The following is a 26,716-nucleotide window of genomic DNA, read 5'->3' as shown; positions in this document are numbered from 1 at the left end:
CTCGACGGGGGCCGGCACGGGTTCGCCGGCCGGAACGACGGGCGGTACGGGGACGCCAGCGCCGGTACCCGTACCCGGTGACCGGCAAACCCGGGCGGCCGTTGCGGGCGGTCTCCGGTCGTCGGCGGCCGGGGCGCGCGACAGCGCCGGCCGGGCGGTCTCCCACCGAGGCCGGCCGGTTCGCAACAGGGCCGGGCGGTCCGCGGTAGGGCCGGCCGGGCCGTTCGTGGCGGGGCCGGCGACTGGTAGAAAGAGGCGATGACGAGCGACGCCGCTTCCGCCCCGCCCGACCCCACCGCCGAGGTCGTCGACCTCTGCCGTGACCTGTTGCGCATCGACACCACCAACACCGGTGACAACGCCACCAGCGCGGGTGAGCGCCGGGCCGCGGAGTACGTCGCGGAGAAGCTCGCCGAGGTCGGCGTCGACGCCGAGATCCACGAGTCCGCGCCGGGCCGGGCCAACCTGGTCGCCCGCATCCCCGGCGTCGACCCGGGCCGGGACGCCCTGCTGGTGCACGGCCACCTGGACGTGGTGCCCGCCGACGCCGACGAGTGGTCGGTGCACCCGTTCTCCGGGGAGATCCGCGACGGCTACCTGTGGGGCCGGGGCGCGATCGACATGAAGGACTTCGACGCGATGGTGCTGGCGGTGGTGCGGCACTGGCAGCGCACCGGCGTCCGTCCGCCGCGCGACATCGTGCTGGCCTACACCGCCGACGAGGAGGCGGGCAGCGACTACGGCGCGCACTTCCTCGCCCAGCGGCACCGGGGCGTCTTCGACGGCTGCACCGAGGCGATCGGCGAGGTCGGTGGCTTCTCCTACTCGATCAGCGACGCCCAGCGGCTCTACCTGATCGAGACGGCCGAGAAGGGGCTGGACTGGCTGCGGCTGCACGCCAAGGGCCGCCCCGGGCACGGCTCGTTCATCCACGACGACAACGCGGTGACCGCGCTGGCCGAGGCGGTCGCCCGGATCGGGCGGCACCGCTTCCCGATCACCGTCACCCCGACCGTACGGGCCTTCCTGCAGGAGGTCTCCGAGGTGCTCGGGGTCGAGCTGGACCCGGACGACCCGGAGACCGCGATCGCCAAGCTCGGCCCGATCGCCAACATCATCGGCGCGACCATCCGCAGCACCGCCAACCCGACCCGGTTGGCCGCCGGCTACAAGGACAACGTCATCCCGGGCCGGGCCACCGCCACCATCGACTGCCGCAGCCTGCCCGGTCAGTCGGAGATGCTGGAGCGGCAACTACGGGAGCTGGTCGGCCCGGACATCGAGATCGAGTACGTGCAACGCCAACCGGCCCTGGAGACCACCTTCGACGGCGACCTGGTCGAGGCGATGTCGGCGGCGCTGCGCGCCGAGGACCCGGGGGCCCGCCCGGTGCCGTACATGCTCTCCGGTGGCACCGACGCCAAGGCGTTCGCCCAGCTCGGCATCCGCTGCTTCGGCTTCGCCCCCCTGCGACTGCCGGCCGACCTCAACTTCTCGGCGCTGTTCCACGGCATCGACGAGCGGGTGCCGGTGGACGGACTACAGTTCGGCGTGCGGGTTCTCGACCGGTTCCTCCGCAACTGCTGACCAGCTCCGGTGCCGCACCTCACCCCCCATTTCCGAAGGGACTGCCCCATGACCGACCAGCACGGTGAGCTGGACGCCGCCCTGGAGCTCGTGATCGACGCGGCCCGCGCCCACCTTGCGGCCGTGCGTGCCGCCAAGGGGCGCATCGACGACGACGACGTGTGGCAGGCGTACGTGGAGTTGAACAACGCCTCGTGCTACTACGACGAGCAGTTGCTCGTCGAGTTCGGCGAGGTCACCCCCTGGGACGTGGAGTCGATCGACCCGGAGGAGGCGGACGAGCGGTTCGGCGGCGGCGCCGAGGGCACCGAGGCCGCCGACCCGTACCCCCAGGTCATCTCGGTGCGGCAGCGCCGCGACTACCAGGTGCCGAGCGTCTCGGCGTTGATCCGGGTCGCCGAGGTGGCCCGCCGGAAGGCCACTCCCGACGAGGAGAAGCCGGCTCCGGTCGAGGGGGTCGGCGAGGCGGTGCTGGAGCTGCTGCAGAGCGGTGACGGTTCACTCGACGCCCTGGACGTGCCGGAGCTGGAGCCGCTGGACGGCGTGGTGCTGGTCAGTGAGGTCGGCACCCCGGTCGACCTGGACTCGTTCGACGACGACGATCCGGTGGGCCCGTTCACCCCGGCCGCCGACGACCGGCTCGTGGGCCGGCTCGACGAGCACCCGTCCCTCGACGACCACGACCACGACCACGATCACGATCACGATCACGATCACGCCGGGCATCAGCACTAAGGCGTCGTCGAGGCTCACCGGGGCAGCCCGGGGCGGACCGCCCCCGGCTGCCCCGGCGCTCTCCGGCGGCGGGCCGCCCCCGTCGAGGCCGCTGGCCCGGCAGGGCGGTCCGACGACCCGCCGCCGGCACCGGCAGGCCGGCGCACGACCGCTGCCGGACGTGCCCGGGTCAGTAGGACAGGCCCGGTTGTGGTTGGTTGACCCGACGGCGGCGCAGCATCACCTTGCGGGTGCCGTCCCGGAACAGCTGCACCCGGGCCAACTCCCAGCCGGAGAACTCCGCCTGGATCGCCAGCTGCGCCGCGGCGGTCAACCGGTCGACGTTCGGCGGCAACCGCAGCGGCGCGTATTCGTAGTCCATGTGACCCATGCTGCCCAGCCCGGCGGCCCCGCGCCACCCCTTGGGCGGTGCGCCGCGCCACCGCCGGCCTGCGCGGGTGCGCGGTGGCCCCGAACGCGGCGGGTCGTCCGGTTTCCGGTCAGCCCGACGTGCAGTCGGTCGCCCCGTGCTGCCAGGAGTGGTCGTAGCGGCCGGCGAGCCGGTCGATGAACTCCTCGACCGCCCGCTCGTCGAGGGTGTCCAGGCGGTCCAGCCGCTGCCAGGCGGTCAGCCCGATGCCGTGGCCCAGCGGCGGGTAGGGCGCCACCACCACGTCACGGGGATGGCGACGGCCCAGCCGCTCCAGCTTCTCGACGTCGGCGGCCGGGACGTCCGGGGCGTACTGCAGCAGCACGTGGCCGTGTTCCAGGGCGTGCACCTGGAGCTCCTCCGGCACCGCGTCCCGGTAGATGCCCGGCACGACCACCCGGGGCGAGTGCGGCCCCGAGGTCGGCGGCAGCGTCCGGTACGGCTCGTGCGGCGCCCCCTCGTACGCGATGTGCCGGTTGCCCTCGAACGGTTGCGCCGTACCGGGCAGCCGGTCGCAGGGCAGCGCGGTGTCGCCGCCGGAGAGGCCGAGCAGCACCCCCACCCCGAGGCTGGACATGGTCGCCACACTGAGCACGGTCACCACCACGCTGACCACCGGGCCGAGCCATCTGCGGTTCATGTGGCCAACTTTCCGGCGCGATAACGGTTACGGGCGATCACCCCGAGCGGAAGCAGCACGTTGAGCGACGCGAAAGCGGCCAACGCAATTCCCTCCCACCAGTACGCGCTGCCGAACGGAGCGCCGATCAGTACGCCGCCGGCCCACCCCAGTGTCACTTTTGCGCTCGGTAGCAGAAAATGGATGGCGAACCAGGCCATCCAGATGACACCGGCCAAATACAACAATCGGTACCAGCGTGACACCCGCAGATCCCGGGCGTGCGCGTCACGCAGCACGTTCCGTTCGGCGGGGGTCAGCCGGCGGACCCATTTCTTCAGGCTGAGCCGGGTCACCTCGTGCAGGTTGCGGCAGCCGGTCGCCGTCGCCATCACCAGGTACATGTCGGTACGCAGGTAGGCCAGGGTCTGGAAGGCCAGCTTGACGGCCTGGCTGAACACCACCATGGCGAGGAACCGGACCATCCCCGGGGGCAGCTCCAGCCAACCCCGTGACCAGGCGAAGCGGGGGGCGACCGCGGCGAACAGCAGCATCCCGTCGACGGCCATCCCGGCGAGGAAGGGGCCGTAACGGCGTTCCGGCGGCAACGCCCAGAGCCCGGTCAGGTCGGTCTCCAGGACGGGGAAGACACCCCGGCGCTCCAGCCGCAACTGCGACCGTACGCCGACGGCCGCGCCGGCGAAGGCGTGCCACACCTCGTGCACCACCGTCAGCAGGGCCACCGTGACGTTGGTGATCAGGAGGCTGAGCACCACGTCGGGGAAGATGAAGGTGTCCTCGTAGGTGGGCAGCAGCGACGGCTCGGCGGCGAACATCGCCAACGTGGCCAGCAGCGCGCCGACGTAGATCGTCCAGGCCACCCGGCCGAACAGCGGCCGGACCAGCCGGGCCGGGATGCGGGACACCGACCAGTGCCGCACCGGGGCCGGTGGTGGCCCGTCGTCGACCTGGGCCCGGATGATCCCCGCGTCGACCAGCACCTCGACGAAGTCCAGCGCGTCCACCGGCTCACCGGTCTCCCGCTCCACCTCGTCGGCGGCCTCGGCGACCGTACGGCCGGCGGCGAAGAGCGCGACCAGCCGTGCCCCCACCTCGGGCACCACCACGAAGTTGCCGCTGGCCGGGTCGCCGACGACGTACTCGTCCGGCTCCTCCTGGCGGACCACCAGGTTCGCCACCGGTGGCCGGCTGTCCAGCCCGAGGAGGGTCACCGTTCCTCCTGGAGCCAGCCGCAGGTGTCGCACTTCGCGCCGGGCCGGGGGTTGACCACGTAGTGGTAGGTCAGGTCGGTCAGGCTCAGATGGAACATCCGGCCCCGGGTGCTCGTCGGGATGCCGGCGAGGTGGTAGACCGCGTCGAGGGCGGCCAGGTGCCCGGTGAGGTTGGCGGTGGGGGCGATCACCGCGTGCCCGGTGAACGGGAAGAGCTCCTCCGGCTCGGCGCCGTGCTCCTCGCGCAGCCGGTCGTTGACACTCGGCAGGCACGCCTCACAGCAGGTCTGACCGGGTACGAAGAGGCCGATCACCGCCATCGGGCCGGCGTACTGGGCGAGCATCCAGGGCGTGCCGGTGGCCAGGGCGGCCCGGTTGGTCCACTCCCGGATGGCGTGTCGGGGCTGGTCGGCGCAGAGCACCAGCAGGTCCCGGTCGCGCATCAACGCCGCCACGTCCCCTGTCGAGTCGACCCGGGTCTCCTCGCCGGTCACCGTGACGTGGGAGTTCATCCGGCGCAGCCGGGCCACCGCGGCGGCCACCTTCGGGGCGCCGATGTCGTCCTCGGTGTAGAGCAGTTGCCGGGTCAGGTTGCCGGGTTCGACCACGTCGAAGTCGACACAGTGCACCGTGCCGACCCCGGCGGCCACCAGGGAGGCGGCCACCGCCGAGCCGGAACCGCCGAGCCCCAGCACCACCACCCGGCCCGCCTTGAGCCGGGCCTGCACCTCGTAGCGGGAGGCGCGCGGGGTGAGGTCCACCCAGGCGTGGTACGTGAACGCCCGGTCGTACCGGTCGACCTCCTCGGGGCTCAGCTCGGGCGGGGGCGGCGCGGCGGCGTCCTCGACGTACCCGGCGTCGATGATGGTCGTCAGGGCGTCGGTAGCCTCCTCGGCGTCCATCCCGGGTCGCTCGGCGAGCAGCGCCGCGACGATCTCGGCCCGGGTACGGGTGCCGTCCATCAGGCCGAGCAGCGCCCAGAGGCTGCCGTCCTCGTCGTCGATCTCCGCGCCGACACCCAGCTGTCGACCACCTATGTTGATCAGGGTCGGGTGCAGTCGTACCGGCTTGTGGATGCCCTTGATCCGGGGCCGCAGCATCGGGCGATGACCTCCTGGACGATGGCCGGCCGGGGCGCGGCACGCCGCGCCCCGGCCGAAACGGGGTTGGGTCAGCCGCAGATGTCGTTGCGGCAGCCCGGGTCGGTGATGATGGCGACGGTGGTCTCGAGCCGCTCGAGCTTGCGCACGACGACCTTGGCGGGCTTGCGCTTGACGTCGGTCTTACGGTCCACGGGTGTCCTCCAGCGAAATGGGAGAAACGACGCGGCGGGGGTCGCTCACGCCGCAATCATTAGAGCATCGTCATTGGTTCGCCACAATATCTTCCGGAGTCGGATCGGATCGTCTCCGGCGGGTCGAATCCCTTTCCGGGCGGGGCCGCCGGAAAGTGGACAGAAAGCCCTGGGCCAAAAGCGCTCCAGGCCGTCGAAGCCGCCTATTCGGACGGAACATCCAGAGCGGATGGATCGAATTATGGGGGTGTGACAGTTGGTAAAGGATGATCAGTGAAAATTGGCGCACTCCGGTGCGCTTTTGGGCGGTCCGCCGCCTTTGCGCGGGCGGGGAATCGGGGGTCAGCCGTCGCGTTCCGGGTAACCGACCGGCACGGTGGACACGTCGTCCAGCGCCGTGGTGATCTCCTGCGGCAGGGTCATCCGCTCCACCTGCAACGCGCCGAGCAGTTGACCGACCGTCCGGGCGCCCAGGATCGGCGCGGTCACCCCCGGCCGGTCCCGGATCCAGGCCAGCGCCACCTCCAGCGGCGACACGCCCAACCCACCGGCGGCGATGCTCACCGCCTCCACGATGCTGGAGCAGCGCGGCTCCAGATAGGTGGCGACGAACGGCTCGAAGTGCGCCGAGGCGGCCCGCGAGTCCGCCGGGCGGCCGTTGCGGTACTTGCCGGTCAGCACCCCCCGCCCGAGCGGCGACCAGGGCAGCACCCCCAGGCCCAGCGCGGCGCAGGCCGGCAGCACCTCCCGCTCCACCCCCCGCTCCAGCAGCGAGTACTCCACCTGGGCGGCGACCACCGGGGCCCGTCCCGGCCAGGCGGCCTGCCAGGCCGCGGCGCGGGCGGTCTGCCAGCCGGAGAAGTTCGACACCCCGACGTACCGGACCCGGCCCGACGCGACCGCGTGGTCCAGCGCGGCGAGGGTCTCCTCCAGCGGGGTGTCCGGGTCGTAGCCGTGCACCTGCCACAGGTCGACGTGGTCGGTGCCGAGCCGGCGCAGCGAGCCGTCCAGGGTACGCAGCAGGTGCCCGCGCGAGCCGTCGCGCCGCCGCCCGCTGCCCGGCCGCAGGCCCGCCTTGGTGGCGATCAACACGTCCTCGCGGGGGACCAGGGTGCCCAGCAACGACCCGAGCACCGACTCGGCGTCCCCGTCGGCGAACACGTCGGCCGTGTCGACCAGGTTGCCGCCCGCGTCGAGGAAACTCTTCAGCTGGGCCGCCGCGTCGTCGGCGTCGGTGTCCCGGCCCCAGGTCATGGTGCCGAGCGCGAGCCGGGAAACCGCCAGCCCGCTTCGGCCGAGCGGTCGCTGTTGCATGGGTGAACCTTATTTGCAACCCGCCGCAACCGATATCCTCGCTCCCGGCATCTCTGCCTCTCGCGTCGCCGATCCGACCGTCACCGCCGCCCCGGTCGCCCGTTCCACGCCCGACCGCGCCGCCCCGGTCACTCGTTGTCGACGGCAGGCTGCCCCGCCGGTCCGCCCGGCCCGGCGTCCGCGCACCCGGGGCCCGTGGCGAGGCGGTGGGCGGCGGGGCCCACGCCATTGCGTAACCTGATGCGACCTGTGGTGCGGGATGGGGAGGATCAGTGCGACTCGGGCTCAGCCTCGGATATCAGACGGCGTGGAGTACGCCGGCAGACCACCTGGCGTTTGCCCAGGAAGCGGACCGCCTCGGCTACTCGGTGGTGTGGGCGGCGGAGGCGTACGGCTCCGACTCCCCGAGCATGCTCGCCTGGATGGCCGGCCAGACCGAGCGGATCGACCTGGGCAGCGCGGTGATGCAGATCCCCGCCCGTACCCCGGCGATGACCGCGATGACCGCGGCGACGATCGACGCGCTCTCCGGTGGCCGGTTCCGGCTCGGCCTGGGCGTCTCCGGTCCGCAGGTCTCCGAGGGCTGGCACGGCGTCCGGTTCGCCAAGCCGCTCGCCCGCACCCGCGAGTACGTCGACATCGTGAAGCTGGCGGTGGCCCGCAAGGAGGTCGCCTACGACGGCGAGCACTACACACTGCCGCTGCCCGACGGCCCCGGCAAGGCGTTGCGGCTGGGCTTCCATCCGCCCCGCGAACACATCCCGATCTACCTGGCCGCCGTCGGCCCGAAGAACCTGGAGCTGGCCGGCGAGATCGCCGACGGCTGGCTGGCGGTCTTCTACGCCCCCGAGTTCGCCGAGGAGCAACTCGCCTCGGTGCGGGCCGGCCGGGCGAAGGCCGGTCGGGAACTGGCCGGCTTCGACGTGGTGCCGTCGGTGCCGGTGGTGGTCGGCGACGACGTGGCCTCCTGCGCCGAACTGGTCCGCTGGTACGCGGCCCTGTACGTCGGCGGCATGGGCAGCCGGCAGCAGAACTTCTACAACCAGCTCGCCACCCGGATGGGCTACGGCGACGCCGCCCGTCAGGTGCAGGATCTCTACCTGGCCAGGCAGCAGCGCGACGCGGCAGCGGCGGTGCCGATGGAGTTCATCGACCGCACCTCGCTGCTCGGCCCGAAGGAACGCATCGCCGAGCGGATGCGGGAGTACGCGGCAGCCGGGGTGACCACCCTGTCGGTCACCCTGTTCGTTGCCGACCGGGACAGCGGCGTGCAGACCCTGCGTACCGTCGCCGAGGCCCTCGACCTCTCGGGAGTCGGCGAGTGACCTGGGTCGAGGCCATCGTCCTGGGCATCGTCCAGGGGCTCACCGAGTTCCTCCCGGTGAGTTCGTCGGGGCATCTGCGGATCACCTCGGCGATCTTCTTCGACCGGGATGCGGGCGCGTCCTTCACCGCGGTCACCCAGCTGGGCACCGAGGCGGCCGTGCTCATCTACTTCGCCAAGGACATCTGGCGGATCACCCGTACCTGGTTGGTGGGGTTGTGGGACCGCTCGGTGCGGTCCAGCCTCGACTACCGGATGGGCTGGTACGTGATCGTCGGCTCGATCCCGATCGGGCTGTTCGGTGTCCTGTTCAAGGACCAGATCCGTACCGCCGGGCGCAACCTGTGGGTGGTCTCCACCACGTTGATCGTCTTCGCCTTCGTGCTGGCCTTCGCCGAGTACTGGGGTCGGCAGACCCGTACCCTGGCGAACTTCCGGATGCGCGACGGCGTGGTGATGGGCTTCGCCCAGGCGATGGCGCTGGTCCCCGGGGTGTCCCGCTCCGGCGGCACGCTCACCGCCGGACTGCTGCTCAACCTCACCCGGGAGGCCGCCGCCCGGTACTCGTTCCTGCTGGCCATCCCGGCGGTGGTGATGTCCGGCATCTTCAGCGTCGGGGACGTCTTCGAGCCGGCCGCGCCGGGCACCTCGGTGCCCTCGGTGGCGCAGATGGTGGTGGCCACGATCATCGCCTTCGGGATCGGCTACGCGGCCATCGCCTGGTTGCTGCGGTACGTGGCGCACCACACCCTGTACGTCTTCGTGCTCTACCGGGTGGCGCTCGGCACCCTGGTGCTGGCGCTGCTGCTCACCGGCACGATCAGCGCCACCTGACCTGACGCCGGCCCGACGGCCCCCGACACCACCGCCGGTGTCGGGGGCCGTCGGCGGTCGGGCTGCGCCTAGGGTGGGGACGTGGCGACCCTTCTGCTTCTGCGACACGGCCGGACGACGGCGAACGCCGACGGTGGGCTGGCCGGCCGGCAGCCGGTCGAGTTGGACGACACCGGCCGGGCCCAGGCGGGCGCGGTCGGCGAGCGGCTGCGCGGCCTGCCCCTGGCAGCGGTGGTGACCAGCCCGTTGATCCGGTGCCGGCAGACCCTTGAGCTGGCGTTGCCGCAGGCCGATCCGGTGGTCGAGGAGGGGCTGATCGAGTGCGGCTACGGCGCCTGGGAGGGGCAGCCGCTCAAGAAGCTGGCCAAGGAGCCGCTCTGGCCGGTGGTGCAGCAGCACCCCAGCGCCGCCGTCTTCCCCGACGGGGAGTCGATGGCGCAGATGTCGGCCCGAGCGGTCGAAGCGGTGCGTGCCTGGGACGCCCGGGTCACCGCCGCGCACGGGCCGGAGGCGGTCTGGCTGGCGTGCAGCCACGGCGATGTGATCAAGGCCATCGTGGCCGATGCCCTCGGGGTGCACCTCGATCTGTTCCAACGCATCGTCGCCGATCCGGCCTCGGTCACCGCGATCCGCTACACCCCGCTGCGGCCGTTCCTGGTCCGGCTCAACGACACCGGCGGTGACCTGGCCGGCCTGGTGCCCCCGCCCGCCAAGCGGCGGCGTCGGGCGACCCGGCCGGTCGACTCCGACGCGGCCGTCGGCGGGGGTGCGGGAACCGGCGGGTGAGCCGGACGCCCGCCGCCGCGCGGGCCGCGCCGTTTCGCCCTCGGCTGATTCGGCGTCGGTGCCTTGCGCGACCGTTCCACGCTCCGGATAGGGTCGTGGGTATGACCCACCAGGTGCACGCCTTCGAGCCGCCGGAGCGGTTCGTCGCCGGGACCGTCGGGCCGCCCGGGGAGCGCACGTTCTTCCTCCAGGCCCGCGGCGGCGGTCGGCTGGTCAGCGTCGCGCTGGAGAAGGTGCAGGTGTCCCTGCTCGCCGAGAAGCTGGAGGAGCTGCTCTCCGAGGCGCAGCGCCGGTTCGGCGTCGAGCTGCCGGAGGTGGCCGTGGCCGTCGGCGACAACGACCCGCTGGACATCCCGGTCGACGAGGAGTTCCGCGTCGGCACCCTCGGGTTGGCCTTCGACGTGGACTCCGCCACCGTGGTGATCGAGGCGATCGCCGCCGGTGAGGCGGAGGCCGAGGTCGAGCTGGGCGGCGACGAGGTCGACGAGGTCGACGACGACGAGGAGCCGGACGAGGATCTCGACCGGCTGCGGGTGCGGTTGACGCCCGAGGCGACCCGCGAGTTCATCGAACGGGCCCGCCGGGTGGTCAACGCCGGTCGCCCGCCCTGCCCGCTCTGCGGCCAGCCGCTCGATCCCGCCGGGCACCTCTGCCCCCGGCACAACGGCTACCACCGGTGACCTCGTCGGAGTTGCAGCGCCAGGACGCCCGCGCCGCGCTCCGGCTGCTGTGCGACGGTGAGCTGGACCTGGAGGGTCGGCTGGTCGACGCCTCCAACACCACCCTGCGGGCGATCCTGACCCTGGACGGCCGGACGGCCCGCTGCGTCTACAAGCCGGTACGCGGTGAGCGCCCGCTGTGGGACTTCCCCGACGGCACCCTCGCCGGCCGGGAGGTCGCCGCCTACCTGGTCTCCCGGGCCACCGGTTGGGACCTGGTCCCGCCGACGGTGCTGCGGGACGGCCCGCTCGGCCCGGGTTCGTGTCAGCTGTGGATCGACGAGCCGGACGACGCCGAGCCGCTGGTGGGGTTCGTGCCGGCCGAGGCGGTGCCGCCGCGCTGGTTCCCGGTCGCCGCCGCCCGGGACGACGACGGGGCCGCGTACGCCCTGGCGCACGCGGACGACCCCCGGTTGGCCCGGCTGGCCGTGCTGGACGCGGTGCTCAACAACGCCGACCGCAAGGGCAGCCACGTGCTGGTCGGCGCGGACGACCGGATCTACGGGGTGGACCACGGGGTCTGCTTCCACGTCGAGGAGAAGCTACGGACCGTGCTGTGGGGCTGGGCCGGCCGGCAGCTCCCGCCGGACGCGGTGCAGGTGCTCGACGCCCTCGCCGGGCAGCTCGCCGGTGAGCTGGGGGAGGAGCTGGCCGAGCACCTGACCCTCGGCGAGGTCGCCGAGCTGGCCGTCCGGGTGCGCCGGCTGCGGGACGCCGGGCGTTACCCGTTGCCGCCCCAGGAGTGGCCGGCGATGCCGTGGCCACCCATGTGAGCCGTTGTCGCGTTGATCACCCGGGCGGTCTCTCCGGGCGGGCGGGCGGCTCGTTAGGCTGACGGTCATGGAGTCTTGGGCGGGACACGAGGTGCCACGGCTGCCGGGTGACGGCGGGCCACTGAGCTTGTACGACTCGGCGCGGCGCGGTGTCCACCCGAGCCGGCCCGACGGCCCCGCCACCATGTACGTCTGCGGCATCACCCCGTACGACGCCACCCACCTGGGGCACGCCGCCACCATGATCACCTTCGATCTGGTGCAGCGGATGTGGCGCGACGCCGGCCTGACCGTCCGGTACGTGCAGAACGTCACCGACATCGACGACCCGCTGCTGGAGCGGGCCGAGCGCGACGGCGAGGACTGGAAGGTCCTGGCGATGCGGGAGACGGCGCTGTTCCGGGAGGACATGGAGGCGCTGCGGATCATCCCGCCGGCGCACTACGTCGGCGCGGTGGAGTCGATCCCGGACATCGCCGACCGGGTCCAGGAACTACTCAAGGACGGTGCCGCGTACCGACTCGACGACGGCACCGGCGACGTCTACTTCGACATCGCCGCCGCCCCGGCGTTCGGCTACGAGTCGAACCTGACCCGGGAGCAGATGCTGGTGCTCTTCCCGGAGCGCGGCGGCGACCCGGACCGGGCCGGCAAACGCGACCCGCTCGACCCGCTGCTGTGGCGTGGCGCCCGCGACGGCGAGCCGTCCTGGCCGGGCGGTGAGCTGGGCGCCGGGCGCCCCGGCTGGCACATCGAGTGCACGGTGATCGCGCTGAACCTGCTCGGCGACCGGCTCGACGTGCAGGGTGGCGGCAACGACCTGATCTTCCCGCACCACGAGTGTTCCGCCGCGCACGCCGAGCGGCTCACCGGCGAGGCGCCCTTCGCCGACCACTACGTGCACGCCGGCATGATCGGCCTGGACGGCGAGAAGATGTCGAAGTCCAAGGGCAACCTGGTCTTCGTCTCCCGGTTGCGCGCCGACCGGGTCGACCCGATGGCCGTGCGGCTCGGCCTGATGTCCGGCCACTACCGCGCCGACCGGGCCTGGACCGACGACGTGCTGCACGCGGCGCACCGGCGGCTGGACCGTTGGCGGCGGGCCGCCGCCGCGCCGTCCGGGCCGTCCGGCGCGGCCTTCCTGGCCGGGGTACGCGAGCGCCTCGGTGACGACCTGGACACCCCGGGCGCGCTGGCCCTGGCGGACCACTGGGCCGAGACGGCGCTCGCCGGCACCGGCGGCGACCCGCAGGCCCCCGCCCTCTTCGCCGGCACCGTCGACGCCCTGCTCGGCATCCGCCTCTGACCGTGAGGATGTGGGAGCGGACCACCCGGCTGGCCTGACTCAGCCGCTGACGGTGCGGAGGCAGGGCGGGTCACCCGGTTGGTGCGACTCGGCCGCTGACCGTGAGGGGTGTCCCGGCAGCGCCTCGGGTGTGGGTGCCGTGCGGGTGCTCAGCGACCGCCACGTCGTGCGGTGGGCTGGCGCAGCGCGACACGGGTCTGGGTCTGCACCACGCCGCAGTTCTTCTTGAGCCGACGCAGGAGCGAGTCCAGGGCCGCGGTGTCGGGGAGCCGGGCCCGCAGCAGGTAGTCGTACGGGCCGGTCATGTGCACCGCGTCGATGATCTGCTCGATCGGGGCGATGGCGGCGACGAACGTCTCGTAGTCGGTGCCGGCGTCGAGGCGTACGTCGATGAACACCTCCAGCCCACCCCGGGGTATCGGCGCGTCGTGGCCGGTGACGACGGTGTAGCCGAGGATGACCCCGTCGTGCTCCAGCCTGCGTACCCGGGCGGCGGCGGCATTCGTGCTCAGGCCGACCTGCCGGCCGATCTCACTGAACGAACACCTCGCATTGTCCTGCAGGATGCCGAGAATATGCTCGTCCACCGCGTCCACACGGAGAATCTTACCGGCCCACCGCGCATCGCTCCGGGCTGCCCGCCGGTGTCACCCAGACTCGGCGGATGCCTGATGAAATCGTGGTGCTGGTCATCGCGGGGGTCGCTGCCGGGCTGGGGGTGGCGATGCCGCTGGGGGCGATCGGGGTGTTGATCGTCCGTGAGGGGATGCTGCGCGGTTACCGCAGCGGTCTGGCCGCGGCGGCCGGCGTGGCCACCGTCGACACCCTCTACTGCCTGGTCGCGCTGCTCACCGGGGCCGCCCTCGCGCCGGTGATCGCCTCGTGGGGAGACGCTCCCCGCTACCTCTCCGGCGCGGTGATCATCGCGCTGGGCGGCTATCAACTGATCGCCCTGCGTCGTTCTCCCGCCGTGCACCGTCCCGAAGCAGCCGGCCCCCGGTCCCGGTCGGTCTACGCCCGGTTCGTGGCCCTCACCGCGATCAACCCGTTGACCCTGGTGTACTTCTTCGCCCTGGCCGGGGTGGTGACCACCACGACCGGCACGTGGTTCGGTCCCGCCGTGTTCGTCGTCGCCGCCGGCTTCGCCTCGCTGCTGTGGCAGATGGCGCTCGCGGCGATCGGCGCGGTCCTCGGGGCCGCCATCCCGGGACGGGTCGCCGACGCGCTCGGGGTGGCCGCCTCGGTGGTCGTCGTCGCGCTGGGCGTGACCGTCATCGTCGTGACCGCGAGCACCTGAACCGCCACCCGCCCGCCCGCTCAGCCGAGGACCAGGCCGGGGTCGGGGTCCGGGTCCGGCGCGGGGGCGGGGACCTGGTACTCCTCGGTGAGCGTGGTCATCGGGCCGGGCCAGGTGGCCTGGGCGACCTCGATCGGCTTGCGGTGGGCGTCGTAGGCGACGTGCAGCAGGTGCAGCACCGGCGTGTCGGGGCGGATCTGGAGGGTCTCCGCCTCGTCCCGGCTGGGCTGCCGGGCGCTGATGGTGTCGGCGGCGGTGGCGTACCGCCGGCCGGTGGCCTCCTCGGCCTCCTGGTAGAGCGGGCGACCGAACGCCTCGGCCCGTTCCAGGGAGGTGCCGGCGGTGTCCTTCGGCAGGAACCAGGAGGCGCCCACCTCCACCGGGGACTCGTCGGTGCGCACCAGGTGCCGGCGGCAGAGCAGCTCGGTGCCGTCGGCGACGCCGAACGCGTCGGCCACCTCGGGCGGGGCGGGGGCCCGGCCGACCGAGACGAGTTGTTGGCGGTACCGGGCGGCGAGGTCGGTGTGGTAGCCCCGGAAGCCGCCGTACCGGCCCCGGGAGAGCCGGTTGAGCCGTCGCCGGGTGCCCCGGACGTACGTGCCGGAGCCGGGTTTGGTGATCAGGATGCCCTCGACCCGCAGCTGGTCGACGGCGCGCTGCACGGTCTGCTTCGCCACCCCGAACATCTCGGCGATGGCCGGGATGGACGGCAGCCGTTCACCCGGCCCCCAGTCGCCCCGGCGCACCTGGGCCTTGAGCTGCGCGGCGATCTGCCGGTGCGGGAACTCGGCGGCTCCCGGGTTGATCTGCACGCCTACCTCCTCATAACAGCTAGGTTCCTAGGATGCCCTAGAGGGGGTGACGGCGCTACCCCGGACACGCGAAAGACCCCGGACGACAGCCGTCCGGGGTCCGGGAACGCGACTACCAGGAGCCGGCGGTGGGCCCGGCCGAGCCGCCCCGACGGCGCAGGTACTTCTCGAACTCCTGGGCGATCTCGTCACCGGTCAGCGGGGTGATGCCCGCGTCGCCGACCCGTTCCTCCAGCTCCCGCACGTACTCGCCCAGTTCGGCGTCCTGCTCGGCGGCGCTGCGGACCCGCTGCTCCCACTCGGCGGCCTCCTCGGCCAGGTCGGCCATCGGCACCGGCAGGTCGAGCACGTCCTCGACCCGGTGCAGCAGGGCGAGGGTGGCCTTCGGGCAGGGCGGGTTGTTGGCGTAGTGCGGCACGTGCACCCAGAACGACACCGCGTCGACCTCGGCCCGGGTGCAGGCGTCCTGGAGCACCCCGACGATGCCGGTGGGCCCGTCGTAACGGGTGGGGGTGAGCTGGTAACGCTGGGCGGCCTGGGCGTCGGAGGCGCTGCCGCTGATCGGCAACGGCCGGGTGTACGGCACATCGGCCAGCAACGCGCCGAGTAGCACCACCCGCTCCACCTCGAGGCTGTGGCAGATCTCCAGCACCTGCTGGCAGAAGGTGCGCCAGCGCATGCTCGGCTCGATGCCCCGGATGAGCACCACGTCGCGCTCGGTGCCCTCGGGGCTGGCCACCATGAACTTGGTGGTGGGCCACTCCACCCGGCGGGTCTCGCCGTCGGACATGGTGATGGTCGGGCGGCTGACCTGGAAGTCGTAGAACTCCTCCGGGTCGATCTCGGTGATCTCCCGGGCCTGCCAGACCTGTTCCAGGTGTTCCACGGCGGCGGTGGAGGCGTCCGCGGCGTCGTTCCAGCCCTCGAAGGCGGCGATCGCCACCGGGGACCGCAGCACCGGCAGTCCGTCGAACTCGGTCACGCCGTCACCTCGCACTGCTCGTCGCCGACGGTGCCGGGGGTCGACCCGGTCACCCGCCCGCCGTGCACGGTGGCGTCCCTGATGTCCTTCACGTCCGCCAGCCTACGTGTCGGGGCCGCGCGGGGCCCGTCGGCCGCGCCGGTCCGCCCGGCCGGCCGAGCGGACGAAACGGTATGAACCGGGATGGTTACCCGCTGTGCACATAGTGGGACGGGGGCGGGTGTCGACAGCCGCCGGTATCGCCGCACTAACCTGATGTCGTGCGGACTTCGTTGCGGGATGTGCTGGCCGACCGGATCCTCATCGCCGACGGCGCGATGGGGACAATGCTGCAGGCTGCCGACCTGAGTCTCGACGACTTCGAGGGGCTGGAAGGTTGCAACGAGATCCTCAACGTGACCAGGCCCGACGTGGTCCGCGGCGTGCACGAGGAGTACCTGGCCGCCGGCGCGGACTGCGTCGAGACGAACACGTTCGGCGCCAACCTCGCCAACCTCGCCGAGTACGACATCCCGCACCGGATCCGGGAGCTGTCCGAGGCCGGCGCGCGGATCGCCCGGGAGGCCGCCGACGCCTTCGCCACCGCGGAGCGGCCCCGCTTCGTGCTCGGCTCGATCGGCCCCGGCACCAAGCTGCCGACCCTGGGCCACGCCCCGTACGCGACGCTGCGCGACGCGTACCAGGAGAACGCCGCCGGCCTGATCGCCGGCGGGTCGGACGCCCTGATCATCGAGACCTGCCAGGACCTGCTCCAGGTCAAGGCCGCGGTGGTCGGGTCGAAGCGGGCGATGGCCGAGCTGGGCCAGCAGGTGCCGATCATCTGCCACGTGGCGGTGGAGACCACCGGCACCATGCTGGTGGGCAGCGAGATCGGGGCGGCGCTGGCCGCCATCGAGCCGCTGGGCGTCGACCTGATCGGGCTGAACTGCTCGACCGGCCCGGCCGAGATGGGCGAGCACCTGCGCTACCTGTCGCAGCACTCCCGGATCCCACTGTCGGTGATGCCGAACGCGGGCCTGCCGGTGCTGACCGCCGACGGGGCGTACTTCCCGCTGACCCCGGTGGAGCTGGCCGACGCCCTGGAGCGGTTCGTCACCGAGTACGGCGTCGGGCTGATCGGTGGCTGCTGCGGCACCACCCCGGAGCACATCCGGGCGCTGGCCGAGCGGCTGCACGACGCCACCCCGGCACGCCGTGAGCCCCGGCACGAGGCCGGCGTCTCGTCCATCTACCACCCGGTGCCGTTCGCCCAGGACGCCTCGGTGCTGATGGTGGGGGAGCGGACCAACGCCAACGGCTCCAAGGCGTTCCGCGAGTCGATGCTGGCCGCCGACTGGCAGGCCTGTGTGGAGGTCGCCCGCAGCCAGGCCCGCGACGGCTCGCACCTGCTCGACCTGTGCGTCGACTACGTCGGCCGGGACGGCACCCAGGACATGCGCGAGCTGGCCGGCCGGTTCGCCACCGCCTCCACCCTGCCGATCATGCTGGACTCCACCGAGCCGCAGGTCATCGAGGCCGGGCTGGAGATGCTCGGTGGGCGGTGCGTGGTCAACTCGGTCAACTTCGAGGACGGCGACGGCCCCGACTCCCGCTACGCGCGGGTGATGCCGGTGATCGCCGAGCACGGCGCGGCCGTGGTGGCGCTGCTCATCGACGAGGAGGGGCAGGCCCGTACCCGGGAGTGGAAGGTGCGGGTCGCGGCCCGGCTGATCGACGACCTGACCGGCCGGTGGGGGATGGACCGGTCGGACATCCTCATCGACGCGCTGACCTTCCCGATCGCCACCGGCCAGGAGGAGACCCGCCGGGACGGCATCGAGACCATCGAGGCGATCCGGGAGATCGCCGCCCGCTACCCGGGGGTCAACTTCACGCTGGGCATCTCCAACGTCTCCTTCGGCCTCAACCCGGCCGCCCGGCAGGTGCTCAACTCGGTCTTCCTGCACGAGTGCGTGCAGGCCGGGCTGACCTCGGCGATCGTGCACGCCAGCAAGATCCTGCCGATGTCGAAGATCCCCGAGGCGCAGCGGGAGGTCGCCCTCGATCTGATCTACGACCGGCGGCGCGAGGGCTACGACCCGGTGCAGCGGTTCATCGAGGCGTTCGAGGGCGTCGACGCCGCGTCGGCGCGCGCCACCCGGGCCGAGGAGCTGGCCGGGCTGCCGCTCGACGAGCGGCTCAAGCGGCGGATCATCGACGGCGAGCGCAACGGCCTGGAGGCCGACCTGGACACCGCGATGGCGCAGGGCCGGTCCCCGCTGTCGATCATCAACGACATCCTGCTGGACGGGATGAAGGTCGTCGGTGAGCTGTTCGGCTCCGGGCAGATGCAGCTGCCGTTCGTGCTCCAGTCCGCCGAGGTGATGAAGACGGCGGTGGCCTACCTGGAGCCGCACATGGAGACGGTCGACGACGGCGGCAAGGGCCGCATCGTGCTGGCCACCGTCCGGGGCGACGTGCACGACATCGGCAAGAACCTGGTTGACATCATCCTGTCCAACAACGGCTACGAGGTCGTCAACATCGGCATCAAGCAGCCGATCAACGCGATCCTCGACGCCGCCGAGCAGCACCGCGCCGACGCGATCGGGATGTCCGGCCTGCTGGTCAAGAGCACCGTCATCATGAAGGAGAACCTCGCCGAGATGGCGTCACGCGGGGTTGCCGAGCGGTGGCCGGTGCTGCTGGGCGGGGCGGCGCTGACCCGCGCGTACGTCGAGGACGACCTGCGGGCGATGTTCCCCGGCCAGGTGCACTACGCGCGGGACGCCTTCGAGGGGCTGGCCCTGATGGACCGGGTGATGACCGCCAAGCGTGGTGGGGCACCGGTGATCGACCCGGAGCGGGAGGCCGCGTTGGCCGCCCGGCGGGCCCGCCGGGAGAAGCAGCGCACCATGGTCACCGAGGCGCTGCCGGAGCTGCACGACGCCTCGGTCCGCTCCGACGTGGCGACCGACGTGGCGGTGCCCACCCCGCCGTTCTTCGGCACCCGGGTGGTCAAGGGGGTGCCGCTGGCCGACTACTCGGCGCTGCTCGACGAGCGGGCCACCTTCCTCGGCCAGTGGGGGCTGCGCGGCTCCCGGGGTGGCCAGGGTCCGTCGTACGAGGAGTTGGTGGAGACCGAGGGCCGGCCCCGGCTGCGCTACTGGCTCGACCGGCTCATCGCCGACCAGGTGCTGGAGGCGGCCGTGGTGTACGGCTACTTTCCGGCGTACGCCGAGGGCAACGACCTGGTGGTGCTGGACGAGAACGGCAACAGCGAGCGGGCCCGGTTCTCGTTCCCCCGGCAGCGGCAGGAGCGGCGGCTCTGCCTGGCCGACTTCTTCCGCCCCAAGGGCGAAGGGCTGGACGTGGTGGCGTTGCAGCTGGTCACCGTCGGGCAGCCGGTCAGCGAGTACACCGCGAAGATGTTCGCCGCCAACGAGTACCGCGACTACCTGGAGGTGCACGGGCTGTCCGTGCAGCTCACCGAGGCGCTGGCCGAGTACTGGCACCGCCGGATCCGCTCCGAGCTGACCCTGCCCGGTGGCGACACCGTCGCCACCGGCGATCCGACCGACCTGGCCGGGCTGCTGCGCAACGACTACCGGGGCTGCCGGTACGCGTTCGGCTACCCGGCCTGCCCGGATCTGGAGGACCGGGCGAAGGTGGTGGAGCTGCTCGGGGCGGAGCGGATCGGGGTGCAGTTGTCGGAGGAGTTCCAGCTGGTGCCGGAGCAGGCCACCGACGCGATCGTCGTCCACCACCCGGAGGCGAACTACTTCAACGCCAAGTGACGCCGTCACCCGGCCGGAGTTGCGCGAAGACGGTTTCGTCATCCGGCCGGGCCGTCGCCAGGCCGTGCGGGGCCGTGCCCGCAGGCAGTGTCGATCGCCCGCCGGGTGGGCGTGCCGCTCGCGCAACCGGTCCCGGATCGGTCCGTGGGTGGCTTGCGGCGGAGCCGGTGGCGCGCGATCGAACTCCGTCTTGCCCACCGGCTAGTGGTCGTCGACTTCGTCGTCTCGCATCAGGCAGTCGAGTTCCTCAGGGCGCAGCCGCTTGATCTGGGTTTCCAGTTCGTGGCTGTAGTTGCGGTCGTTGGGATCCATGCCGTTACGAGATCGAGAGCTACGGCCGTATTGCTTGAGGAAGCCGCCCAACTCTCGACGTATGCGTTCCCTCCGTCTCGACATGCATCGCACTCTAGGCCCGAAGGGCGAGTCTCGTATTCCTATTACTGCTGGTCGATAGCAACAGCGACCGCAACCGATCGGGGCGAGGACAGCCGGGAGGAGTCGGATGCGGACGCCAGCCCGAGGTCACGGACGCCGACGAACGTCCCGGGACGAAGTGCGCAGCGCTTACGATCGAGGGGTTACCGGCCCTCGGGACGCGAGGTACCGGCCGATCGCGACCCCGAGCGCGGTACCGATGGACGTCGGAACGGCAGCGACGACCAGGACGACGGTGTCCCCGGCAGGGCTGTGGAATGGCGAACTCAGCCAGGTGCCGGTGTAGAAGGCGGCGAGCAGTACCGGCGGTGCCCACCAGGTCGACTGCTTGCCAGCACCTGCCAGCGCGCCGACTACCAGTCCTGAGCTGCCCAGGCCGGCAGCCATGCTGAGGACAGCGGCAGGGGCATCTTGCAGCGATCCGCCGGCACTACCGGTAGCCCAGCCGGACAGCACCCCCAGGACAACTGTCACACCGCCCGCCAACCATTGGCTGTTCCGTCGCATGGTGGGACGGTAGCAACAGGCGGAAGGGCCTGGGGTGGCCCGGTCCGGACCGGGCCACCCCAGGGGATCACTCGGGGATGACGAACTGGGCGGTGCTGGTGGCGTCGTAGTTGACGCCGTTCTTCTCGGCGTGGTGGGTGCAGTTGACCGTGACCGTGCGGGACTGGGCGGGGACGCCACCGACCGGGACGATCGGCGACCAGAAGGTCACGTCGACGAGCGCGCCGTTGTTCTCGGAGTCGTAGTCGTTGGTGGCGTAGCTGAGCACGGTGGCGGAGCACCGGACGTTGATGTAGTTGGCGTCCACCCGGTCGTTGCTCCAGGTGGCGAGCCGGGAGTACCCACGGACCTTGATGCCGCCGACGCGCAACGGCCAGGTTCCCTCGTGGCCCACGCTCTCCAGTTGAATGACGCCCTGCAGGTTGTACGCCGGCGAAGTCGGCGGCGGCGTGCCGGGGTTGCCGGGGCCCGGGTCGCCACCGCTACCGCCACCGTCGCAATTGAGGGAACAATCGGGCTCCGAGGCGTGCGCCGGCATTGCCACCGCGCCGGTGCCCGCAAGGCAGGCCAGCAGGGCGATTCCGACGGTTGCAAAGCGTCTGAGCACGTCATCTCCTGTCAGTGGACGCCCTGAGAATAAACCCATGGCGTGTGATCGGAGACGTAGGCTATCGCTGCCATTTTCGAAAGCGCAATGGATACTGGTCGGTACAGTCGCGACGGAAATTCCGCCCTGCCCGGCTCAACGATGATCGTCGAGTGTCTTTGCTGGTCAGGGGATATCCGAAAGTCCTGGCGGTTGCGTCAGTCGACGACAACAGGCCATTCCGGGAGTGTTTTTTGGTCTCATAGTGTTGCTTGGATCGGCGTGCGGCGGAGTGATGGTAATTGTCGGGGCTGGTGGGATAATTCGGCTTAACTGACCTGCTTGTTCCGCGCGACCTGAACGGTGCTTGGCGAGGGCCTGTGGTGCCGCTGGCGTAGCGGCGTCGGGGCGAGTCTGAGGCTCACGCCGGGCCCGCCGACGGTGGCGCCGACGTTCACGACGTGGTGGGGGTGGTTTGGTCGTACGCCCGGCGTGCCGCCTCGATGGCGTCGAGGTGCCGGTCGGCCCAGTCGAGGAGCACGTCGACCGGCTGCCGGAGCGTCTTGCCGAGCGGGCTGATGCGGTACTCGACGGCGACCGGCCGCGACGAGATGACGTGCCGCGAGACGATGCCGTTGCGTTCGAGCCGGCGCAGGGTCGCGCTCAGCGACTTCTGGCTGACGGCGGGGATGGCCTGGCGTAGCTCGTTGAACCGTGACGGTCGTTCGCAGAGCTGGTTGAGCACCTCCAGCGACCACTTGTCGAGGACCTGGTCCAGGAGTTCACGATGCGGCGGGGTGATCTGGAGACGTTCTGCCGTGAAGGGGTCGGTATCTGCCATGACACCTAGTCTCGTTGAAGTTTCCTCGGTGCACCAGGTATCCATGAGCTACTGCAGGTTGATACGAGGAAGGATGTTCGACATGGGTGTCCAGTTTTATTCGCCCCAGGGCATGACGCAGCCCGTCCCCTATCACCACGTCGCGGTCGCGTCGGGGTCACGCCACGTCCACGTCGCCGGTCAGATCAGCCGCGACGCGGCGGGGCAGCCGGTCGCGGGGGGTGACCTCAGGGGTCAGGTCGCCCAGGCGCTCCGCAACACGGCGCGCGGTCTGGGTGGGGCCGGCGCGAGTTTCGCGGACGTCGTCCGCCTGACGTTCTACGTCACGCACTGGTCGCCGGAGCGGATCGGTGACTTCATGGCCGGCGTCGAGGACGTCGCGGGTGAACTCGGCCTTCCGCAACCCCTGCCCCCGTCGTCGCTCATCGGTGTCGACTACCTCTTCGAGCCCGACGTCCTCGTCGAGGTCGAGGCAACGGCGATCCTGGACTGATCTGGGTTCGCAGGGTCGCAGCGCGGGGCGGATACCGCCGCATCGGCGACGACGAGTCGATCACGCGAGGACGCTGAGCTGATCACGGGCGCGAGGTCGACCATGGAGAACGTCGACACGTACCGGCTGGGCGGGTGGCGGTGACGGTGACGGCCGGGACCGCCGCCACCGACACCGCGTCTCAGGGGCGGCGCCAGCTCGCGCCGCCGTTGCAGGAGTAGCTCGTCACCTTCGTACCGTCGGCGGTGCCCTGCAGCAGCGCGGCGGTGAACGTGCGGCGCATCTACCCTCCTTTCTTGAGGAAGCCTTCGAGGGCGAGGGTGGCCGCGCCGAGGCTGACGGGGTTGCCGGGGACGGGGGAGCGGACGATCTCGGTGGCGGCGAGCGGGCGGCGCAGCGCGTGCTGGGCGGCCACGGTGCGGACCTCGTCGAGCAGCCGGTTGCCGAGCCGGTCGGCGACCCAGCTGCTGAGCACGACGACCTCGGGGTTCACCAGGTTGATCAGGTCGGCGACGGCGACCCCGAGGTAGCGGGCGGTCTCGACGACGACCTTGGCGGCGGTGGGGTCGTCGGCGGTGAGCCCGGCGGCGAGGGCGTCGAGGGTGGCGGTCTGGTCCTCCGGGTGCAGCAGCGGGCTGGTCGGGGCCAGGTCGCGCAGCGTCTGCATGATGCCGGGCGCGCCGACGTACGCCTCGACGCAGCCTCGGCTGCCGCACCGGCAGAGCCGTCCGTCCAGGACCAGGGTGGTGTGCCCCCACTCCCCGGCACTGTTGCTGCTGCCCCGGTAGAGGGCCCCGGCGAAGGCGAGGCCCGCGCCGACACCGGTGCCCAGGTTGATCACGGCGACGTCGTCGCGACCCCGGGCGGCCCCGGCCCACAGCTCGGCGAGCACGGCCGCGCGCAGCGGGTTGTCCAGGTGCAGCGGCAGCGCGAGGCCGTCGGCGAGCAGGTCCCGCAGCGGTACGTCGTGCCAGTCCCAGTTGGGCGCGAACACCGACACGCCGCCCTCCCGGTCGACCTGCCCGGGGATGCTGACGCCGGCCCCGAGCACGGGGGTGTCGGTGCCGGCCAGGACGGCGTCGATACCACTGACGATGTGCGACACGACCTGGTGGGGGCGGCGTTCGAGGGGGCGCAGCGCCTCCTCGGCCCCGGCCAGCCGGGTCAGCGTGGTGTCGAAGAGGTCGACGTGCACGTACGTCTCGGCGACGTCGACGCCGATCAGCAGGCCACCGTGCGGGTTGGCGGTGACCAGTCCGCGCGGGCGTCCGCCGCCGGAGTCCTCCCGGCCGGCCTCGGTGAGCAGCCCGAGGTCGGTGAGCTCGCCGACCAGGGTGGCGACGGTGGCGAGGCTGAGGCCGGTGTCGGCGGCGAGGCGTTGCCGACTGGTGGTGCCGGCGGCGACGACCTGTTGCACGACGGTGAGCCGGTTGGCGGAACGGATGTCGCGGGAGGTCCGGGCCATGCCGCTTATCGCAACACTTACGAAAAGCCATGGCAATAGTGCAGGATGACAGCTGTCGATTTATTGAAAGGGGTGTGTCGATGGGACGTCTCCGGTACGCCGCTCTGGCGGCGGTGCTCTGCGTGCTCGGTGGCCTGCTGGTCGCCGCACCCGCGCGGGCCAACGCCGCCGGGCCGGTCCCGCACTACCTGATGACCGCGTTCACCAACAGCAGCGAATCCAACATGTACGTGTACGACTCGGCCGACGCCACCCGGTTCACCCTCCAGCGGGCCAACGCCTACACCCCGCCGTCCGGGCTGGTCCGCGACCCCAGCGTCATCCGGCACACCGACGGCTACTACTACCTCGTCTACACCACCGGGTGGACCGGCAACACCATCGGCATCGCCCGCAGCGCCGACTACCTGAGCTGGACGTTCCAGCGCAACGTGACCATCTCCGTCGCCCCGGCCAACGGCAGCACCTGGGCCCCCGAGTGGTTCGTCGACAGCGACGGCAGCGTCCACATCGTCGTCTCGGTCTCCCAGACCGGCACGGCCGGGCAGTTCCAGCCCTACCGGATCACCGCGACGAACACCGCGCTGTCGGCGTGGAGCGCGCCGGCCCCGCTCAGCGGCATCGGCACCAACCACATCGACAGCTTCATCGTCAAGGTCGGCAACACCTATCACAACTTCATGAAGAACGAGACCACCAAGTACATCGAGCACGCCACCGCCACCTCGCTGACCGGCCCGTGGAGCTGGGTCGGCACCGGCAACTGGGCCGGCTGGGGCGCCGGCCTCGAAGGCCCCGCCGTGGTCCGGCTGCCCGACAACCGGTGGCGCATCTACTTCGACCAGTACGGCGCCGGCCGCTACTACTCCGCCGACAGCAGCGACCTGTTCGGCTTCAGCGCCAAGACCGAACTGTCCGGCCTGTCCGGCACGGTGCGGCACTTCACCGTGCTGCGGGAGAGCGTCGGCGACACCTCCGCCCCGCCCACCGGCAACCGTTCCCTGCGTTCGGCCAACTTCCCCGACCGGTACGTCCGCCACCGCGACAACCTCGCCCGCATCGACGTGCTGACCAGCGGCAGCCCGCTGGCCGACCGGCAGGACGCCACCTTCCAGGTCGTCGCCGGACTCGCCAACGCCTCCTGCTACTCGTTCCGCGCGGTCAACGGCTCCTACCTGCGGCACTGGGACTTCACGATCCGGCTCGCCAGCAACGACGGCAGCGCCGTCTTCGCCGGGGACGCCACCTTCTGCAGCCGTACCGGGCTGGCCGGGGGCGGCAGCTACTCCTTCGAGTCGTGGAACCATCCCGGCCGCTACCTGCGCCACTACGACTACGCGCTGCGCGTCGACCCGTACGTCGCCGGCAGCACCTTCGCCGGGGACGCCTCGTACACGATCACCACGCCGTTGTCCTGACCGAACGGCGGCGGCTGGCGGTCGAAGGTCCGATCGGACGCGTTCGTCGCCGGGCAGCAGGAGGCCGCCGAGATCCTCGCCGAGGCGGCTACACCGGCGCGCTGCGCCGCTACGGCCTGCACCTGGACCACGACGAGCGCTACCAGCTCAGCGCCGAGTACTGGCAGATCGTGCGCCGGCTCACCCGCGGGGGAGGTGTTCGACCACCCAGGCCGCTTCTACGAGTTGAAGGACGCCGGGGCCGACTTTGGTGACCTGTCGCCGGTGCCGTACCGTCGCCCGTCGCCCGTCGCCCGTCGCCCGTCGCCCGTCGCCCGTCGCCCGTCGCCCGTCGCCCGTCGCCCGGCGGCGGCTCGCCCGGTGCGGCAGTTCCGGCCGGCCCGGGAGCGCAATGCGTAAACTCTACCCAGTTGATATGACATGCCGGGCTGCCGTCGGCGGGTATCCGCAGGTGGAGGTGGCGCGGATCATCCGGACGGCGGGCGTCGCCCGCCGCCGGTTGTGGCAGGCTTGGACCGTGCGGCACTCCACTCCGACCAGCCTCCTGGTGCTCGTCGGCGTGCTCGCCCTCGCCTCCGTCCTCGGCTGGTGGTGGAAGCGGAGCGACGGCCGGATCCGCCCGGCTACCCCCGCGACCGGGACCGCCGGGTCGCAGGGCGAACCGTCGCCTACCCTCACCGCGCTCGGGGTGCCCGCCGGAGCCGTCACCCTGGTGCAGTTCTCGTCGGCGGTCTGCGCCCCCTGCCGGGCCACCCGCCGGGTCCTGGAAGACGTGCAGCGACAGGTCGACGGGCTCCACCTGCGGGAAGTCGACGCCGAACAGCACCTCGACGCGGCCCGGGAACTGGACATCTGGCGTACCCCGACCGTGCTGGTGGTGGACACCGGCGGACAGGTCGTCCAGCGGGTGAGCGGGGTACCGGACCGGCAGGAGCTGATCGCCGCGCTCGGGCCGCTGCTCGCCGGAGCCGGCCGATGAGTGCCGGCGGGACGATGAGTCGGAGCCGGCTGATGAGTCGGAGCCGGCTGATGGCCGGCACCGCGTTGACCCGCCGGCGGGCCGTTGACCACGGCCGGATGTCGGCGAGCCGCTGTCCGCAGGCCGCCTCCGACTGACCCCGCCCACCCGCGCCGGCCCCGACCTTCGGGTGCCGGAGTAGCCCGGCTGAACG

At 71.8% G+C, this 26,716-nt stretch carries 26 protein-coding genes; 13 read left to right on the top strand and 13 right to left on the bottom strand.

The window, feature by feature from the left end; genetic code table 11:
- Window positions 1-258 precede the first annotated feature (258 nt).
- Both ACIG87_RS02165 and ACIG87_RS02160 read left to right on the top strand, forming a co-directional pair.
- Window positions 259-1,587: a M20/M25/M40 family metallo-hydrolase gene (locus ACIG87_RS02165; RefSeq protein WP_396847316.1), complete on the top strand. Its 1,329-nt coding sequence runs from the start codon at window positions 259-261 to the stop codon at window positions 1,585-1,587.
- 48 nt (window positions 1,588-1,635) lie between these two features.
- Window positions 1,636-2,322 (top strand): hypothetical protein, encoded by a 687-nt coding sequence (locus ACIG87_RS02160; RefSeq protein WP_396847315.1) that lies wholly within the window; start codon window positions 1,636-1,638, stop codon window positions 2,320-2,322.
- 169 nt (window positions 2,323-2,491) lie between these two features.
- Here the strand turns inward: ACIG87_RS02160 and ACIG87_RS02155 are convergent, their stop codons facing one another.
- The 6 genes from ACIG87_RS02155 to ACIG87_RS02130 form a co-directional block, all read right to left on the bottom strand.
- Complete coding sequence (locus ACIG87_RS02155) at window positions 2,492-2,683, bottom strand: DUF5703 family protein (RefSeq protein ID WP_282341856.1); 192 nt, start codon at window positions 2,681-2,683, stop codon at window positions 2,492-2,494.
- Between the two features lie 118 nt (window positions 2,684-2,801).
- On the bottom strand, window positions 2,802-3,371 hold the full coding sequence (locus ACIG87_RS02150; protein ID WP_396847313.1) for a DUF3105 domain-containing protein: 570 nt from the start codon (window positions 3,369-3,371) through the stop codon (window positions 2,802-2,804).
- Window positions 3,368-4,582 carry a PqqD family protein gene (locus tag ACIG87_RS02145; RefSeq protein WP_396847311.1) on the bottom strand — a complete coding sequence of 405 codons (1,215 nt, stop codon included), beginning with the start codon at window positions 4,580-4,582 and terminating at the stop codon, window positions 3,368-3,370. Before ACIG87_RS02145 ends, ACIG87_RS02150 begins: the two co-directional genes overlap by 4 nt.
- Window positions 4,579-5,682 (bottom strand): HesA/MoeB/ThiF family protein, encoded by a 1,104-nt coding sequence (locus ACIG87_RS02140; RefSeq protein ID WP_396847309.1) that lies wholly within the window; start codon window positions 5,680-5,682, stop codon window positions 4,579-4,581. Before ACIG87_RS02140 ends, ACIG87_RS02145 begins: the two co-directional genes overlap by 4 nt.
- 71 nt (window positions 5,683-5,753) lie before the next feature.
- Window positions 5,754-5,876: a hypothetical protein gene (locus tag ACIG87_RS02135; protein WP_396847307.1), complete on the bottom strand. Its 123-nt coding sequence runs from the start codon at window positions 5,874-5,876 to the stop codon at window positions 5,754-5,756.
- A gap of 342 nt (window positions 5,877-6,218) precedes the next feature.
- Window positions 6,219-7,190: an aldo/keto reductase gene (locus ACIG87_RS02130; protein WP_396847306.1), complete on the bottom strand. Its 972-nt coding sequence runs from the start codon at window positions 7,188-7,190 to the stop codon at window positions 6,219-6,221.
- A 272-nt stretch (window positions 7,191-7,462) separates the two neighbouring features.
- Between ACIG87_RS02130 and ACIG87_RS02125 the strand changes: the two genes are divergently transcribed.
- From ACIG87_RS02125 to mshC, 6 genes are all read left to right on the top strand, one after another.
- Window positions 7,463-8,515: an LLM class F420-dependent oxidoreductase gene (locus tag ACIG87_RS02125; RefSeq protein ID WP_396847304.1), complete on the top strand. Its 1,053-nt coding sequence runs from the start codon at window positions 7,463-7,465 to the stop codon at window positions 8,513-8,515.
- Window positions 8,512-9,348 (top strand): undecaprenyl-diphosphate phosphatase, encoded by an 837-nt coding sequence (locus tag ACIG87_RS02120; RefSeq protein ID WP_396847302.1) that lies wholly within the window; start codon window positions 8,512-8,514, stop codon window positions 9,346-9,348. The genes ACIG87_RS02125 and ACIG87_RS02120 overlap by 4 nt, the downstream gene beginning before the upstream one ends.
- Before the next feature lie 81 nt (window positions 9,349-9,429).
- Window positions 9,430-10,134 (top strand): histidine phosphatase family protein, encoded by a 705-nt coding sequence (locus ACIG87_RS02115; protein ID WP_396847300.1) that lies wholly within the window; start codon window positions 9,430-9,432, stop codon window positions 10,132-10,134.
- Window positions 10,135-10,235: 101 nt separating this feature from the next.
- On the top strand, window positions 10,236-10,814 hold the full coding sequence (locus tag ACIG87_RS02110) for a DUF3090 domain-containing protein (protein WP_396847299.1): 579 nt from the start codon (window positions 10,236-10,238) through the stop codon (window positions 10,812-10,814).
- On the top strand, window positions 10,811-11,626 hold the full coding sequence (locus ACIG87_RS02105; protein WP_396847297.1) for an SCO1664 family protein: 816 nt from the start codon (window positions 10,811-10,813) through the stop codon (window positions 11,624-11,626). The genes ACIG87_RS02110 and ACIG87_RS02105 overlap by 4 nt, the downstream gene beginning before the upstream one ends.
- A gap of 67 nt (window positions 11,627-11,693) precedes the next feature.
- On the top strand, window positions 11,694-12,932 hold the full coding sequence (mshC, locus tag ACIG87_RS02100; protein WP_396847295.1) for a cysteine--1-D-myo-inosityl 2-amino-2-deoxy-alpha-D-glucopyranoside ligase: 1,239 nt from the start codon (window positions 11,694-11,696) through the stop codon (window positions 12,930-12,932).
- Window positions 12,933-13,081: 149 nt separating this feature from the next.
- Here mshC and ACIG87_RS02095 read toward each other — a convergent pair whose 3' ends face one another.
- On the bottom strand, window positions 13,082-13,528 hold the full coding sequence (locus tag ACIG87_RS02095; RefSeq protein WP_396847293.1) for an Lrp/AsnC family transcriptional regulator: 447 nt from the start codon (window positions 13,526-13,528) through the stop codon (window positions 13,082-13,084).
- 68 nt (window positions 13,529-13,596) lie between these two features.
- Here ACIG87_RS02095 and ACIG87_RS02090 point away from each other — a divergent pair, with 68 nt between their 5' ends.
- Window positions 13,597-14,229: a LysE family transporter gene (locus tag ACIG87_RS02090; RefSeq protein WP_396847291.1), complete on the top strand. Its 633-nt coding sequence runs from the start codon at window positions 13,597-13,599 to the stop codon at window positions 14,227-14,229.
- Window positions 14,230-14,249: 20 nt separating this feature from the next.
- Here the strand turns inward: ACIG87_RS02090 and ACIG87_RS02085 are convergent, their stop codons facing one another.
- Entirely contained in the window at window positions 14,250-15,041 is a 792-nt protein-coding gene (locus ACIG87_RS02085) for a GntR family transcriptional regulator (protein ID WP_396847289.1), read from the bottom strand.
- A 112-nt stretch (window positions 15,042-15,153) separates the two neighbouring features.
- Window positions 15,154-16,023 (bottom strand): PAC2 family protein, encoded by an 870-nt coding sequence (locus ACIG87_RS02080; protein ID WP_067305527.1) that lies wholly within the window; start codon window positions 16,021-16,023, stop codon window positions 15,154-15,156.
- Window positions 16,024-16,295: 272 nt separating this feature from the next.
- On the opposite strand from ACIG87_RS02080, the gene metH reads away from it, so the two are divergent.
- Window positions 16,296-19,799 carry a methionine synthase gene (metH, locus tag ACIG87_RS02075; protein ID WP_396847591.1) on the top strand — a complete coding sequence of 1,168 codons (3,504 nt, stop codon included), beginning with the start codon at window positions 16,296-16,298 and terminating at the stop codon, window positions 19,797-19,799.
- Window positions 19,800-20,363: 564 nt separating this feature from the next.
- Here metH and ACIG87_RS02070 read toward each other — a convergent pair.
- The 3 genes from ACIG87_RS02070 to ACIG87_RS02060 all read right to left on the bottom strand — a co-directional run bounded on the left by ACIG87_RS02070 (window position 20,364) and on the right by ACIG87_RS02060 (window position 22,168).
- Entirely contained in the window at window positions 20,364-20,741 is a 378-nt protein-coding gene (locus ACIG87_RS02070) for a hypothetical protein (RefSeq protein ID WP_396847287.1), read from the bottom strand.
- Between the two features lie 67 nt (window positions 20,742-20,808).
- Window positions 20,809-21,348 (bottom strand): hypothetical protein, encoded by a 540-nt coding sequence (locus tag ACIG87_RS02065; protein WP_396847285.1) that lies wholly within the window; start codon window positions 21,346-21,348, stop codon window positions 20,809-20,811.
- A gap of 433 nt (window positions 21,349-21,781) precedes the next feature.
- On the bottom strand, window positions 21,782-22,168 hold the full coding sequence (locus ACIG87_RS02060; RefSeq protein WP_396847283.1) for a winged helix-turn-helix transcriptional regulator: 387 nt from the start codon (window positions 22,166-22,168) through the stop codon (window positions 21,782-21,784).
- 28 nt (window positions 22,169-22,196) lie between these two features.
- Here ACIG87_RS02060 and ACIG87_RS02055 point away from each other — a divergent pair, with 28 nt between their 5' ends.
- Window positions 22,197-22,661, top strand: coding sequence for a RidA family protein (locus ACIG87_RS02055; protein ID WP_396847281.1), 465 nt, complete (start codon window positions 22,197-22,199; stop codon window positions 22,659-22,661).
- Between the two features lie 283 nt (window positions 22,662-22,944).
- Here the strand turns inward: ACIG87_RS02055 and ACIG87_RS02050 are convergent, their stop codons facing one another.
- Window positions 22,945-24,126 carry an ROK family protein gene (locus ACIG87_RS02050; RefSeq protein ID WP_396847279.1) on the bottom strand — a complete coding sequence of 394 codons (1,182 nt, stop codon included), beginning with the start codon at window positions 24,124-24,126 and terminating at the stop codon, window positions 22,945-22,947.
- 80 nt (window positions 24,127-24,206) lie between these two features.
- Between ACIG87_RS02050 and ACIG87_RS02045 the strand changes: the two genes are divergently transcribed.
- Together ACIG87_RS02045 and ACIG87_RS02040 are read left to right on the top strand one after the other, a co-directional pair.
- Window positions 24,207-25,544 carry a glycoside hydrolase family 43 protein gene (locus tag ACIG87_RS02045; RefSeq protein ID WP_396847277.1) on the top strand — a complete coding sequence of 446 codons (1,338 nt, stop codon included), beginning with the start codon at window positions 24,207-24,209 and terminating at the stop codon, window positions 25,542-25,544.
- Between the two features lie 415 nt (window positions 25,545-25,959).
- The gene (locus ACIG87_RS02040; RefSeq protein ID WP_396847276.1) at window positions 25,960-26,523 is read left to right on the top strand and encodes a thioredoxin family protein; all 564 of its coding nucleotides are present in this window, start codon (window positions 25,960-25,962) and stop codon (window positions 26,521-26,523) included.
- Window positions 26,524-26,716: the final 193 nt, after the last annotated feature.

This window comes from Micromonospora sp. NPDC051925 (assembly GCF_044548625.1).
In the GTDB taxonomy this organism is placed as follows: domain Bacteria; phylum Actinomycetota; class Actinomycetes; order Mycobacteriales; family Micromonosporaceae; genus Micromonospora.
This window is presented reverse-complemented; position numbering and strand designations above follow the sequence as displayed.

Excerpts from the sequence above, each read along its gene's own strand:
- ACIG87_RS02155 (WP_282341856.1), bottom strand. The coding sequence starts at position 2,683 with ATGGACTACGAATACGCGCCGCTGCGGTTGCCGCCGAACGTCGACCGG.
- ACIG87_RS02060 (WP_396847283.1), bottom strand. The coding sequence starts at position 22,168 with ATGGCAGATACCGACCCCTTCACGGCAGAACGTCTCCAGATCACCCCG.
- ACIG87_RS02045 (WP_396847277.1), top strand. The coding sequence starts at position 24,207 with ATGGGACGTCTCCGGTACGCCGCTCTGGCGGCGGTGCTCTGCGTGCTC.
- ACIG87_RS02110 (WP_396847299.1), top strand. The coding sequence starts at position 10,236 with ATGACCCACCAGGTGCACGCCTTCGAGCCGCCGGAGCGGTTCGTCGCC.
- ACIG87_RS02130 (WP_396847306.1), bottom strand. The coding sequence starts at position 7,190 with ATGCAACAGCGACCGCTCGGCCGAAGCGGGCTGGCGGTTTCCCGGCTC.
- ACIG87_RS02070 (WP_396847287.1), bottom strand. The coding sequence starts at position 20,741 with ATGCGACGGAACAGCCAATGGTTGGCGGGCGGTGTGACAGTTGTCCTG.
- ACIG87_RS02165 (WP_396847316.1), top strand. The coding sequence starts at position 259 with ATGACGAGCGACGCCGCTTCCGCCCCGCCCGACCCCACCGCCGAGGTC.
- ACIG87_RS02140 (WP_396847309.1), bottom strand. The coding sequence starts at position 5,682 with ATGCTGCGGCCCCGGATCAAGGGCATCCACAAGCCGGTACGACTGCAC.
- ACIG87_RS02040 (WP_396847276.1), top strand. The coding sequence starts at position 25,960 with ATGACATGCCGGGCTGCCGTCGGCGGGTATCCGCAGGTGGAGGTGGCG.
- mshC (WP_396847295.1), top strand. The coding sequence starts at position 11,694 with ATGGAGTCTTGGGCGGGACACGAGGTGCCACGGCTGCCGGGTGACGGC.
- ACIG87_RS02150 (WP_396847313.1), bottom strand. The coding sequence starts at position 3,371 with ATGAACCGCAGATGGCTCGGCCCGGTGGTCAGCGTGGTGGTGACCGTG.
- ACIG87_RS02090 (WP_396847291.1), top strand. The coding sequence starts at position 13,597 with ATGCCTGATGAAATCGTGGTGCTGGTCATCGCGGGGGTCGCTGCCGGG.
- ACIG87_RS02160 (WP_396847315.1), top strand. The coding sequence starts at position 1,636 with ATGACCGACCAGCACGGTGAGCTGGACGCCGCCCTGGAGCTCGTGATC.
- ACIG87_RS02050 (WP_396847279.1), bottom strand. The coding sequence starts at position 24,126 with ATGGCCCGGACCTCCCGCGACATCCGTTCCGCCAACCGGCTCACCGTC.